Raw genomic sequence first — 13,914 nt, forward strand, 5'->3', positions numbered from 1 at the left:
TAGGTCAACTTTAACAGAATTTACTCAGAAGAAAAATTTTATTAGTCGAACTTATAAAAAAGGTGTTTATGATGAAAAAAAACTATTGGAAAAAGAAGATCTTTTTGGACTAATTATTTTTGAATGTAATGGAAATTTAAACATAAAAGATATCTACATCTCATACAAAAAGAGATGAGAAATTGAGTTATTATTTAAGCAATTTAAAAATGTATTAGAACAAAACGAAGGAAATGTTCAGGGAAATTACAGAATAATAGCTACTGAATTTATTAATTTTTTATCATCTATAATGCTTTGCAGAATAAAAAATTACTTACTTGAAAATGGTGTTTTAGAAAATAAAACAATTGGTCAAATTTTTAGATATTTATCAAAAGTAATGAAAAAAAGAAAACCAAGAGTAAGAGAAGAGTGGGATGATGTTGAAACATTAAAATATATTAAAGAACTTATTAAAGTTTTAAAAATATAGTGTCTGAAATTGGGAATTTTTTATTACATATTAGGTGTTGAGGTTGGAATGGACACTAATGCGAGAAAAAATAGATCTGGAAAAATAATGGAAGCTATTGTTGAAAATCAAATTATCCAGGCAGGTTTTGAAAAAGATAAAAATTACTTTTTCTCAAATGACAATAAAACAAATATCTAAAAAATTTAATATCAACTTATCAAAAGTATCTAAAAACAAAAAATTTGATTTTGTAATCATTGTTGGTGAAACTATTTATGTCATTGAATGTAATTACTACGGTACAACTGGATCTAAAATTACAGAAACTTGAAGAAGTTATCAAAAAATACTTCAAGATTCTCAAAATATAAATAATTTTAATTTTGTTTGAGTAACTGATGGTCAAGCTTGAAATACTTTAAAAAAAGGTTAGAAGATATTTATGATAAATGAGAACATTTATACAATATAGCAGATCTAGAAAGCGGAGTTTTTTCTAAATTAAAAAAAATAAAATATAGTAGAGGTAAATAAATGAATAATCAAAAAATAATTAATATAGCCGTTATTGCTCACGTTGATGCAGGTAAATCAACATTAGTTGATGCATTACTAAAACAAGGTGGAGCATTTCGTGAAAACCAAGAAGTTGTTGCTCAAGTTATGGATTCAAATGATCAAGAACGTGAAAGAGGAATTACAATTTATTCTAAAAACTGTTCAATCAATTATAAAGATATAAAAATTAATATAGTTGATACTCCTGGACATGCTGATTTTTCAAGTGAAGTTGAACGTATCATGAAAACGGTTGATACAGTTATTCTGCTAGTTGATTCAAGTGAAGGACCAATGCCTCAAACAAGATTTGTATTACAAAAAGCATTAGAAGTAGGGTTAAAACCTATTCTATTTATTAATAAAATTGATAAAAAAGATCAAAGAGCAGAAGAAGTTGTTGAAGAAGTATTAGAACTATTCTTAGAATTAAATGCAACTGATGAACAATTAGATTTCACCACATTATATGGAATTGCAAGAGATGGTATTGCTCAATATTCATTAGAAGAAATATCAGAAAATTTAAATCCATTATTTGAAACAATTGTAAATCAAGTAGGAAGTTATCCACTAGAATTAGCTAATAACAACTTAGTAATGCAAGTTTCAACTTTAGCTTATGATAGTTTTGTTGGAAGACTAGGAATTGGAAGAATTTTTGAAGGGTCAATCAAAGAAAATCAAACTGTAACTATTGTTAAAAACGATGGATCAATAAAACAAGGTAAAATTGCAAAACTAATGGTATATCAAGGTTTAAGTCGTGTTAATGTAAAACTAGCTAGTGCTGGAGATATTATTACTTTTGCAGGAATTGAAGATATTTCAATTGGAGATACTATTAATGAATTAAATGTAGTAAAACCAATGAAACCAATTGTTATAGAAGAACCAACAATGTCAATGAACTTTTTAGTTAACACATCACCTTTTGCTGGTAAAGCAGGAAAATTTGTGACTTCAAGAAACATCAAAGAACGTTTAGAAAAAGAAACTGAAGTTAATGTCGGTTTAAGAATTGAGCCTTTAGAAAACTCAACTATTGAAGGATTTAAAGTTTTAGGACGTGGTGAACTACATATCTCTGTTCTAATTGAAGCTATGAGAAGAGAAGGTTTTGAACTTGCAGTAAGCAAACCTGAAGTATTATTTCAAAGAGAGCCAATGACTGGTGAACTACTAGAACCTATGGAAAAAGTTATTATAAATGTGCCTACTGAATATTCAGGAACAATTATTAATAAATTAAATTTAAGAAAAGGTATCATGATGGATATGGATTCTGATGGAATTAGAGATAAAATAGTTTACTCAGTTCCTTTAAGAGGGTTAATTGGATTTAGAAGTGAATTTACAAACGATACTCACGGTGAGGGAATAATGGTTAAAAGCCATATGGGGTTCCAATCTTATAAAGGAGAAATTGCTGGAAGACAAAACGGTGTTTTAGTGTCAATGGCGAATGGTAAAAGTTTACCTTATGCATTAAATAATTTAGAAGATCGTGGAATCTTATTTATAGGTCCACAAGTTGATGTTTATGAGGGAATGATCATTGGACAACACTCACGTGATAATGATTTAGATGTAAACCCAACAACAGGTAAAAAATTAACAAACACTAGAGCAAGCGGAAGTGATGATGCAGTTAAATTAACTCCACCTAGAAAACTAACTTTGGAAGAAGCTTTAGAATATATTCAAGCTGATGAATTAGTTGAAATAACACCAACTGATATTAGATTACGTAAACGTTGATTAACTCAAGTTGAAAGAAAACAACATAGAAATGATAAATATTAAAAAAGATTGGAATTAATTCCCAATCTTTTTTTTCTTACTATGTTGATTATTTTTTACTTAATAATTGTTTTGATAATTTCTACTTGATCGTTTCTTTCAGAATAGTATAGTTTATTTTCATAATCTTCTATTCCAATTTTTTGTAATTCGTTAAATTCTAAAGTCTCATAGATTAAAATTAAATAATAAATAATGGTTTGTGCATAAATTACAAAACTTAGAAAATTGTTAGCATTAATAATTTCAGATGGTAATAATTCAAAATCTCTTTCTTCAACAGCATCGATAAAATCGGATAAAATTTCTTCTGTTGAATAAACTTTATCAATACAATCAGAAACAGATTCTGCTTTTAATACCCTTATAAATGAATCTAGAAGTTTACCTGAGAAAAATTCAAATTCTTTTATATTCTCAGTTGTTTTTAATTCTTCAACAAAAGTTTTAGCATATTCTATAACTAATTCATAAAAAGAGTTTCTTATTTGAACATCTACTCCAAACTCATTAACATGATCATAATTATTATCTTTTAATTGTAAATTTTGATATGTTTCTAAAAATTCTTTTTCTACTTTTAAAAGTGTTCTTAACCTAACTAAAAGTAATTCATTGTAGTCTTCATCTGGTTTATTAGTTTCAGAAATAAATATGGCTTTAATTTTTGGAAATGATTCTTCGATTCAATTTTCAAATTTCTTAAAGTCATTTAGATCCTTTCATTTAGATCTTAGTGAGTACAAAAAATCAGGTTCTGATTGTGCTGCATCTACTATAATTAGTAGTTCATCATCAACAATTTTTTTTAATGCATTATCGTGTTTAAACATTTTTTGTCCTCTCTTTCTACAATATAGTATTAGGTTATTTTTTAGAAAAATTAATCATCTAATTTTAAAACTGCTATAAATGCTTCTTGAGGGACTTCAACAGAACCAATTTCTTTCATTTTCTTTTTACCTTCTTTTTGTTTTTCTAGAAGTTTTTTACGTCTCGATTTGTCAGCGGCATGTAGTTTTCAAGTAACATCTTTTCGATACGCTTTAATTGTTTCTCTAGCAATTACTTTATTTCCAATTGTGGCTTGAACTGGTACTTCAAAGTTCTGTCTTGGAATTAATTCTTTTAATTTTAAAGTTAAAGCAGCTCCTCTTTGATATGCAAATTTTTGATTTACTATCATTGAAAAGGCATCAACCATATCACCATTTAACTTAATATCCATACGAACTAATTTTGATTCTTTATAACCAATTAAGTCATATTCAAAAGATGCATAACCTCTAGAAATAGATTTTAACTTGTTGAAAAAGTCGAAAATAATTTCAGCTAATGGCATTTGATAAACAAGTACACGTCTTGTATTATCAATAATTTCCATATCTTTATAAACTCCTAATTTGTTTTGACAAAGGTTCATTAAATCACCAATATAGTCAACTGGAGTTGCAATTCTAATTTCTACAAATGGTTCTTCTATTTTTTTAATTCTTTGAGCATCAGGTAATTTAGCGGGATTATCTAATTCTAAAATTTCACCGTTTGTTAAATGTACTTTATAAATAACACTTGGTGATGTTGCAATTAGTTCAAGATTGTATTCTCTTTCTAATCTTTCTTGAATAACTTCCATGTGTAGTAATCCTAAAAATCCACATCTAAATCCAAACCCTAACGCTTGACTAGTTTCGGGTTCATAAACTAAAGAAGAATCTGATAATTCAATTTTTTCTAATGCTTCTTTAAAGTCTTGATATTTATTAGTATCAATTGGATAGATTCCACAATATACCATTGGTTTTAATTTTTTATAACCTTCTAAAGGTTCGTCTGCTGGATTATTTAAACTTGTTATAGTATCTCCAACGTTAACATCTTTAATAGTTTTAATTGAAGCTGAAATTCAACCTACTTCACCAGCTTCTAACATATCTTTTTTAACTATTTTTGGAGTTTTAATTCCTAGTGAGTTAACTTCATACTCTGCTCCAGTAGACATTAGTTTAATTTTATCTCCAACTTTAATAGTTCCTTGTTTTAGTCTAATTGACATCACAACACCTAGATATTTATCATAATAACTATCAAAAATTAAAGCTTTTAATGGTTTATCATCTTCAGCATCATTTGGTGCTGGAATTTTTTCAACAATTGCTTCTAATACTTGTTCAACGTTTAACCCAGTTTTAGCTGAAATTAAAGGTGCATCACTACAATCTAAACCGATAATTTCTTCTATTTGTTCTTTAACTCTATCAACATCAGCACTAGCTAAATCAATTTTATTAATAACAGGAATAATTTCTAAATTATTATCTATAGCTAAATAAACGTTAGCTAAAGTTTGAGCTTCAACTCCTTGAGTGGCATCAACAACTAAAATAGCTCCTTCACAAGCTGCTAAACTTCTTGAAACTTCATAAGTAAAATCAACATGACCCGGAGTATCAATTAAGTTAAAAATGTACTCTTGATTGTCTTTGCTCATATATTTCAATTGAACTGAATTTAGTTTAATTGTGATTCCTCTTTCACGTTCAATATCCATAGAGTCTAAAAGTTGGTTTTGCATTTCACGTTTTTCAACAGTCTCAGTCAATTCTAAAATACGATCAGCTAAAGTCGACTTACCGTGATCGATATGAGCAATAATACTAAAATTTCTTATTCTAGATTTATCCATATTATTCCCTTCTGTTATATATACTTTTTATTGTATTTATCTATAAATAAATTGATATTGTCTTCTAATTCTTTATTTGGTTCTTTGCTAAAAACTTTATCTTTTATATTATCAAACATTACATAATGAGTAAAACAATCATTTTTTAATAATGTTTTTAATAAAGTTTCTGACATCTTAGTGTATCTTTGAGCAGTTTTATAATCGTTATTATTAGCCAGAATTAAAATCGGTAGGTCTTGTCTAATAAATTTTATATTATTTACACAACTATTAAATAGCATACATTTATAAACATCTCGTAAAGCTGAAACACTAAAGGTTTTAATTAGTAGTGGATCTTGACTAAGATTTATATATTTTTCTAAAATATCATCATTTTCAATATTTCGATATTTTTTCATTATTTTAGTAAATTTGTTCAAATATGATATTTTTTTAAAATGACAAGCATATTTTTTTCCTGCAAATAATTCAATTAATAATAATAAAAAATTATTTGATAATAAAGAAGCTAAATTAAATTCAATAAATGATGAAAATATTAATCCGTCAATTGTTTCAGAATATTTAATAGCATAAGCTTTTGCAAATACTGTTGCTAGTGAATGACCAACTAAATATAAAGGTAAATGTTTATAAGTTTTTCTAATAAAATTATTTACTGATTTTAAATCTTCAACAATAAGTTGTCAACCGTGAAAATAACTAAAAAACACATTATCATCTTGAGTATTTTTATCTTTTTTACTTTTTGAAAAACCACGTTGTTCAGAACAAACTACTATTATATTTTGTTTATTCATTCTTTTTGCAAATTCTCTATAACTTTTAACTGATTCAGTACCAGTGGTAATTAAATGTATAACTGCTTTAGGTTTTTTAGTATCATTTCATAAATAGGTTTTTATTTCTCTACCATCTACTGATTGAATTTGAAAATTATTAATCAACTGATTTGATTTCATATTATTTAACCTCTTTTATAACTAAATCAAATGTAGCATTATTAGCTAGTTGGTCTGCTAATTCATTATATTTATTATTATTGTGTGCTTTTATTCATTCAAATGAAATATTGATTTTTGATTTTTGATCATCAACAAACTGTTTATATTTTTTAGTAAACTCGATTTTAGTTTCTCACTCTTTAGTTATTCAGTTGCTAACTCCTTGATAATCATGACAAATTTTTAAATTTTTAATATTATGATCTAAACAAAAATTAATTACTTGGATTGCAGCTAATACTTCTCCAGCAACATTTCTAAGATTAGCAATTTGAGTATCATCAAATCTTTGAGATATATGAATTTCTTTATCTTTAAGTAAAATAACAGCTCCTAAAGAATAGGTATTATCTTTAACTCTATAGCTACCATCTGTATAAGCAACAGCTGAAGTATCGCTATTTGGTCTAATAACTTTACTTAATTTATTTGATGATTTTACTTTTTGTTCTAAAGTAGCTGATGAATTTGATTTCATATATTCTAATGCTTCTTTTTTGCTTGAAAATGATTTATATTCAGCATTAGAAAAATTTTCAACTTGAGTTTTTGCTTCAGATCAAGTTAAATATATCCCTGGTTTTTTTCCTTTTCTAACTGCATAAAATTTTTGTTTACTCATAATAAACACCTCACTAATATGCTCTAGCAAAATATACTTGTAAGTCTGAATCTTGTTTACAATTAAAACATTTTGATTTAGTTTGTTCTACATCAAAAGCAACACATCTAGAATTTGTTGAGGTTTTTTGTTTTACTTCATTTTCGCATTCAATTCTTCCGCAGAATGGAACTAAAACAAATCCTTGATTTTCTTTTAATATTTCAATGTATTGTTCAATTGTATCAGCTTTAGAAGTTTTATTTTTTCTATTTTCTAAAGCTTTATTATATAATGCTTTATCGTAATCTTTGATCATTTGATTTACAACACTAACTACATCTTTTAGATCTACTTTAATCTTATTAGTTTGTTCATCGCGTCTTGAAATTGTTACTTGATTATTTTCTAGATCTCTAGGTCCTATTTCAATTCTAATTGGAATACCTTTGATTTCAGCTTCACTTATTTTGAATCCAAAGCTTTTATCTGTATCATCAATATCAACTCTATAATTAGAAAGTTGTTCTTTTAAATCATTTGAAACTTTTACAACTTCATCTGTATTTTTTACTTGAATAATTTGAATTTGAGTTGGTGAAATTAAACTTGGCAATACTAATCCATTATCATCACTATGAGTCATAATAATAGCTCCAATTAAACGTGTAGAAACTCCTCAGCTAGTTGAATAAGCATGTTCTAATTTTCCTTCTTTGTTTTGGAATTTTATATCATAAACTTTTGTGAAGTTATCTGCAAAAAAGTGAGAAGTACCACATTGTAAAGCTTGACCATCAAACATTAAAGATTCAATTGTATAAGTATCTTGAGCTCCTGCAAATTTTTCTTTTTCAGTTTTTTTACCTGTTATAACCGGAAGTAATAAAACATTTTCAGCAAAATCTTTATAAACTTGTAAGGCTTTTAAAGTAAATTGTTGAGCTTCTTGATATGAATTATGAACAGTGTGTCCTTCTTGTCATAAAAATTCACTAGTTCTTAAAAATGGACGAGTAGTTTTTTCTCAACGCATAACATTACATCATTGATTATAAATTAAAGGTAAATCTCTATATGAGTTAACTTCTTTACTGAAAAAATCCATCATTAAAACTTCACTAGTTGGTCTTATAAATAAAGCTTCTTCTAATTGTTTATTTCCAACTCTAGTAACAGTTGCAATTTCAGGAGAAAAACCATCAATATGTTCCTTTTCCTTATTAAATAATGATTCTGGAATTAAAACTGGAAAGTAAACATTTTGAACTTTCATTTTTTTAAATTCAGCATCTAAGTGTTTTTGAATTAATTCTCAAATAGCATATCCATAAGGTCTAAAAATCATTGTACCTTTCACTGGACCATAACTAGCTAATTTTGCATTAATCACAGTGTCTGTATATCATTTTGAAAAATCAACATTACGAGGTGTTATTTTATCTAATTGTTTTGCCATTTATTTTTTCCTGCTTTCTTCTTTTACAATTCCATCAGTACCAAAATATAAAGTGATTTTTAATCCTGATTTATCAATTGCTTGTTGTGCTTTTCTGTAAATTTCATAATTTCTAATCATAATTCAATCTATTGCTTCAACTTGAATTTCTTCTGAAATAATAGCCATAGATTTAGATCTATCTCAAATTCAATCTTTTTTAGTTGTTTTAGCTAAATATTTAGGATTGATTCCTATTATCATAACATCTTTAGGATTAAATCCAGAATCACTCATTCATTTTCAAAAGTGAGCTCTTGTTGAAACATCAAACTCTAGTGAAATTGTATGTTCTTGTTGTTGATAAGTTCACACTACATATTCTTCTTTGGGTTTTAAGATCAATTGTCTAACTGGACGAATACCATAATCTAAGATATTTTGTCAATTTTTATGATCTGTATAAAATAAAAAATACTCAATATTTTTCTTTTCAAATAAATCGATAATTGTTTTCTTTTCACTTTCATTTGAGATAAAAAAAGATTTTAAAAGATTGTCGAAATAATTATGTCTAATAAGATCGCTATTTGTTTTTCAAAATTTTAATCTTGATAAAAGTTCTTTTGTTTTTTCTTTATTAAATTCTTTAATTTTATATTTAAAACGATCTTTTTTCTTATCCATTTGTTTTTACCGATTCTTTCTCTAATAATTATAATATTTTTTTAAGATTTAAAAAATAAAAAAGACTGCTAAGCAGTCTTGTTTTTATTCTAAAATGGCGGGTTAAGAGAGACTCGAACTCTCGCGCCGGGTAACCGACCTAACACCTTAGCAGGGTGTCCTCTTCACCAACTTGAGTATTAACCCATATTTTTTGTTACTTTATAATTATTACATAAAAAAGCATTAAATAAAACTATAAAATACTAAGTTTTTAATTTTGTAACGAGTATAAATCAAGTAATAGTATAAATAAGATAATTTTTCAAAATAAAAAGTTCAAATTTAATTTGAACTTTTATACATTATTTAATAAATTTTGTTCCACTTAATCCTTGTAAAACTTTGTCAGCTTGTTCTAGTGAACCAATATAAGCAACTTTACCATTAGTTTTTTGAACAAATGACATAGCAGCTTGAATTTTTGGAAGCATTGAACCTGCTGCAAAATGACCTTGAGAGATATAATCTTCTGCTTGTTGTAATGTTAATGATTCTAATGATTCTTGATTTGGTTTTTTATAATTAATCATAACTTTGTCAACAGCAGTTAAAATTATTAAACTTTCTGCATCAATTATCTCAGCAATTTTAGCGGCAGCAAAATCTTTATCAATAACTGCAGCGATACCTGTTAATTTATCATTTTCTAGATAAACAGGTATTCCTCCACCTCCACCAGCGATTGTAATAAATGAATTGTTGATTAATTGTAATAAAATTTCTTTTTCAACAATATCAACTGGTTTTGGTGAAGCGATAACTCTTCTTCATCCTCTTCCAGCATCTTCAACAACAGTTCATGAATTTTGTTCAGCTAATGTTTTAGCTTCTTGTTCACTCATAAATGAACCAATTGGTTTTGTTGGATTTAAGAATGCAGGATCATTTTTATCTACTAAAGTTTGAGTAACTATACTTGCAATGTGTTTATTTAATTTTCTTGATTTTATTTCATTATCAATTGCTTGTTGTAGGTGATATCCAATATATCCTTGGCTCATAGCTCCACATTCAGGAAAATCAACAATTGGAGATTTTGAATCGTTTTTATTAGCGATATCAAAAGCATTATTAATCATACCAACTTGTGGTCCATTACCATGAACTATTACAATATCATTACCTTGTTCGATAAAATCTACAAGTGATTTAGCTGTGTTTTTAACTATTTCTTTTTGTTCTATTGGTGTGTTTCCTAAAGCATTTCCACCAACTGCAATAACGATTTTAGACATATTTTATTATACTTTCTATGCTATTTGTCCACCAATAGCTCCACCTGTTAATAATAATGTTAATGAAGCAGCAGTTAAAATACCTAAAATTGGTGCCATACTTTTTACAAATTTACCATAATCCATTCTAGCAATAGCAACAGCTCCCATAACAACTCCACTAGTTGGAGTAATTAAGTTAATTAATCCTGACGCAAATGAGAATGCAGTAATAGAACCTGATGCTAATACTTCAGGGTTTTTAACAGCAATTCCACCTAATAAAGGAAACACTGCACCAGCAAAACCACTAGTTGATGGAATTAAAAATGATAAAGGTAAAAATAAAATAAACATTACTAATAGTATTAAAGTAGGAGATTTTATTGAACCTATTGATTTTTGTAAGCCACCTACAAATAGATTTTGCATTTTACTTACATCTAAGATTCAAGTAACTCCTGCTGCAACAGCAATTACTAGACATACACCTAGTAAATCTGATGCACCAACCATAAATTCTTTAATGAATTTCTCTTCACCTAATCCATTTACTAAAGCAAGAACAACACAACTAATTAAGAATATAGCAGCAACAGATGTCATACCGCCATTACCAAATCCATCATCAGTTCCAGATAAGTAAGGGATTTTGTCTTTAATGAAATTTGCAAAAATTTCAGAATTTTTATTACCAAAAATTGAATCTCAACCAACTAAATAGAATATCATCATTAATAATGTTATTCCAAAAACAGAGATTGTGATTTTTCTTCTTCAGTTCATTTGAATTTTTTCAGTTGAGTTAGTTAAGAAGAATTTTTTATCTTCTTCTAATGTTTTAAACACAACAGATTTTGATGGGTTATTTTTAACTTTTTTAGCATATAAGAAAACAAAAGTTATTGAAATACTCATTAATATAACAAATGATATTAAACGTCATACTAATCCATCACCAACACTTGTTTTTTCTGCTAAATTTTGATTTATACTATCAACAGCAATTCCGATAGAAAATGGATTAACTGTTGAAGCTAATACACCAGTACCTGCTCCTAATAATACAATTAATAAACCAGTAAATTTATCAAATCCAGCAGCAATCATTATAGGGATACATATCATATAGAACCCTAATGATTCTTCAGCCATTCCTTCTGTTGATCCACAAATACCAAAAAATATCATTAATGGGATAATAGATCAGATCTCTTTACCTTTCATCTTAGCTATGATGATTTGTGAGAATCCCTCTAAAGCTTGTGATGCAATAACGATATTAATGAAAGCTCCTAAACATAGAATAAATATTATAATTTCTCCACGTTTAGCAAATCCTTCCATTGGTGCTTTGAATAAATCAAATAAACCAACCGCAACAATGCTTTCTTCTCCTGCTTTTACTCCAGCTCATTTTAGTATTCATGATAGTACTATTAAACCAGCTATTATAAGTAATAGTATAGAGAATGCTGAAAGCATCTTAAACTGGCGTTTTTTCTTTTTCACAGTTTTTTGTTGTATATTTTCTACTGTCATAATTTAACACCTATTTATTTTCCTATAGTAGCAACCATAACAGCTTTGATTGTATGTAAGCGGTTTTCTGCTTCTTCAAAAACTACTGAGTGTTTAGATTCAAATACTTCATTTGTTACTTCCATTTCAGTTAATCCAAATTTCTCATGAATTTGTTGAGCAACTTCTGTATTTAAATCGTGGAATGCTGGTAAACAGTGCATGAAAATAACATCATCTTTTGCTACTTTAATTGCATCCATATTTACTTGGTAAGGTTTTAATAAGTTGATTCTTGATTCTCAAACTTCTGCTGGTTCTCCCATTGAAACTCAAACATCAGTATAAATTACATCTGCATCTTTACATGCAACTTTCATATCTTCAACTAATGAAATAGTTGCACCTGTTTCTTTAGCGATTTCTTTACATTCATTTACAAGTTCTTCATTTGGTCATAATTCTTTTGGAGTTGCAGCAAAAAAGTGCATACCCATTTTAGCACAACCAACCATTAAAGAATTTCCCACGTTGTTTCTTGCGTCTCCTGCAAAAACAAATTTTAATCCTTTTAAGCTACCTTTATATTCTTCAATTGTTAAAAAGTCGGCAAGAATTTGAGTTGGGTGGAATTCATCAGTTAATCCGTTATAAACAGGAACACCTGAGTATTTTGCTAATTCTTCAGCAACTTTTTGATCAAATCCTCTGAATTGAATAGCATCATACATTCTTCCTAAAACTCTAGCACTATCTGCTACTGATTCTTTTTTACCAAATTGTGAACCTGATGGTCCTAAATATGTAACATGAGCACCTTGATCTAGAGCAGCTACTTCAAATGCACATCTAGTTCTTGTTGAGTCTTTTTGGAATAGTAAAACAACGTTTTTTCCCTTCATTGTTTGTACTTCATTTCCGGCATATTTTGCTCTTTTTAAGTCTCTAGATAGATCTAATAAGTATCTTATTTCTCTTGGTGTGAAATCTAATAATTTTAAAAAACTTCTACCTTTTAAATTTAAAGCCATATTTTTGTCCTACCTATTATTTAATTTCTTGTAAGTCTTCTCTTCATAGTGGCATAGTCATACATCTTGGTCCACCTCTACCACGTGATAATTCAGATGAAGGAATAGTTAATACTTCAACTCCAGCTTTTCTTAGTAAGTCAATTGTCACTCAGTTTCTATCATAAGCAATAACTTTACCTGGTCTAATTGTTAGAACATTAGTTCCATCATTTCATTGTTCTCTACCTGCAGCAACTGAGTCATTACCACCACATCTAATGATTTGAACTTCTCTACCTACTGCATCATTTAACATTTCAATTAATCAAAAGTTTACCGCATAAATTAACTATACAAACATCATAAAATATAATAAAAAGCAGTTATATTGCATAAAAAATGAGATTTTAATTAAAATATCTCGTTTTTTTGTTACAAAAATTTAAAAAAATACTTTAAAATATTCCAGAAAATTTAAAAAAATACTTTAAAATATTACTTAATTATGCTATAATTTAACTATATAATTAACTATATAGGAGGTTAACATGGGAGTACCATTAGAGATACGACAAGTTACAAGACCAAAGAATACTGTAATAAAAAAATCTGGTTCAAAATGAGCTGTAATTGAAAGAGTTGGTTGTGTAAGAAAAAACGGTTCTAATCAACCAAAAGAGGGTAAAGTGATAGGACACATCATTGATGGTGAGTTTATTAAAAAAGAAGAAATTAAAAAGGAGATTAGCTTTAAATATTATGGTGATTATGAATTAGCTAAATCGGTTTCACAAGATATTTTAAGTGATCTAAAAGAAGTTTATACATCAGATTTTGCCAATCACTTGTATGCAATTTCATTATTACGTTCTATAAATCCAAAA

At 27.5% G+C, this 13,914-nt stretch carries 13 protein-coding genes, 1 tRNA gene and 2 pseudogenes; 5 read left to right on the plus strand and 11 right to left on the minus strand.

The window, feature by feature from the left end; genetic code table 4:
* From AB668_RS01485 to typA, 4 genes and pseudogenes are all read left to right on the plus strand, one after another.
* Positions 1–475 (plus strand): annotated as a pseudogene (locus AB668_RS01485) (IS1634 family transposase); the annotation flags it as partial.
* Between the two features lie 48 nt (positions 476–523).
* Entirely contained in the window at positions 524–655 is a 132-nt protein-coding gene (locus AB668_RS06015) for a DpnII family type II restriction endonuclease (protein ID WP_082160316.1), read from the plus strand.
* Positions 633–890, plus strand: a complete 258-nt coding sequence (locus AB668_RS01490) for a DpnII family type II restriction endonuclease (RefSeq protein WP_050517314.1) — start codon at positions 633–635, stop codon at positions 888–890. Before AB668_RS06015 ends, AB668_RS01490 begins: the two co-directional genes overlap by 23 nt.
* Positions 891–991: 101 nt before the next feature.
* Positions 992–2,821 (plus strand): translational GTPase TypA, encoded by a 1,830-nt coding sequence (typA, locus tag AB668_RS01495; protein ID WP_050517315.1) that lies wholly within the window; start codon positions 992–994, stop codon positions 2,819–2,821.
* 53 nt (positions 2,822–2,874) lie between these two features.
* Here typA and AB668_RS01500 read toward each other — a convergent pair whose 3' ends face one another.
* The 11 genes from AB668_RS01500 to AB668_RS01550 form a co-directional block, all read right to left on the minus strand.
* A complete protein-coding gene (locus AB668_RS01500; RefSeq protein WP_050517316.1) occupies positions 2,875–3,651 on the minus strand; it encodes a hypothetical protein in 777 nt (258 codons plus the stop codon).
* A 50-nt stretch (positions 3,652–3,701) separates the two neighbouring features.
* Complete coding sequence (gene lepA, locus AB668_RS01505) at positions 3,702–5,504, minus strand: translation elongation factor 4 (protein ID WP_050517317.1); 1,803 nt, start codon at positions 5,502–5,504, stop codon at positions 3,702–3,704.
* 14 nt (positions 5,505–5,518) lie between these two features.
* The gene (locus AB668_RS01510; protein ID WP_050517318.1) at positions 5,519–6,472 is read right to left on the minus strand and encodes an alpha/beta fold hydrolase; all 954 of its coding nucleotides are present in this window, start codon (positions 6,470–6,472) and stop codon (positions 5,519–5,521) included.
* Position 6,473: 1 nt separating this feature from the next.
* Positions 6,474–7,136, minus strand: coding sequence for a ribonuclease H1 domain-containing protein (locus tag AB668_RS01515; RefSeq protein WP_050517319.1), 663 nt, complete (start codon positions 7,134–7,136; stop codon positions 6,474–6,476).
* A 13-nt stretch (positions 7,137–7,149) separates the two neighbouring features.
* The gene (gene proS / locus AB668_RS01520) at positions 7,150–8,574 is read right to left on the minus strand and encodes a proline--tRNA ligase (RefSeq protein WP_050517320.1); all 1,425 of its coding nucleotides are present in this window, start codon (positions 8,572–8,574) and stop codon (positions 7,150–7,152) included.
* Complete coding sequence (locus AB668_RS01525) at positions 8,575–9,240, minus strand: hypothetical protein (RefSeq protein WP_050517321.1); 666 nt, start codon at positions 9,238–9,240, stop codon at positions 8,575–8,577.
* Between the two features lie 95 nt (positions 9,241–9,335).
* Positions 9,336–9,426, minus strand: a tRNA-Ser gene (locus AB668_RS01530).
* Between the two features lie 158 nt (positions 9,427–9,584).
* On the minus strand, positions 9,585–10,517 hold the full coding sequence (arcC, locus tag AB668_RS01535) for a carbamate kinase (protein WP_050517322.1): 933 nt from the start codon (positions 10,515–10,517) through the stop codon (positions 9,585–9,587).
* A gap of 15 nt (positions 10,518–10,532) precedes the next feature.
* Positions 10,533–12,038, minus strand: a complete 1,506-nt coding sequence (locus AB668_RS01540) for a YfcC family protein (protein WP_050517323.1) — start codon at positions 12,036–12,038, stop codon at positions 10,533–10,535.
* Between the two features lie 14 nt (positions 12,039–12,052).
* Positions 12,053–13,048, minus strand: coding sequence for an ornithine carbamoyltransferase (gene argF, locus AB668_RS01545; RefSeq protein WP_050517324.1), 996 nt, complete (start codon positions 13,046–13,048; stop codon positions 12,053–12,055).
* A 16-nt stretch (positions 13,049–13,064) separates the two neighbouring features.
* On the minus strand, positions 13,065–13,346 hold the full coding sequence (locus tag AB668_RS01550) for an arginine deiminase family protein (protein ID WP_050517325.1): 282 nt from the start codon (positions 13,344–13,346) through the stop codon (positions 13,065–13,067).
* Positions 13,347–13,578: 232 nt separating this feature from the next.
* Here AB668_RS01550 and AB668_RS05915 point away from each other — a divergent pair.
* Positions 13,579–13,914: pseudogene (locus tag AB668_RS05915) on the plus strand (hypothetical protein); the annotation flags it as partial.

Source organism: Mycoplasma sp. HU2014 (assembly GCF_001199495.1).
GTDB lineage: Bacteria > Bacillota_I > Bacilli_A > Mycoplasmatales > Mycoplasmataceae > Mycoplasma.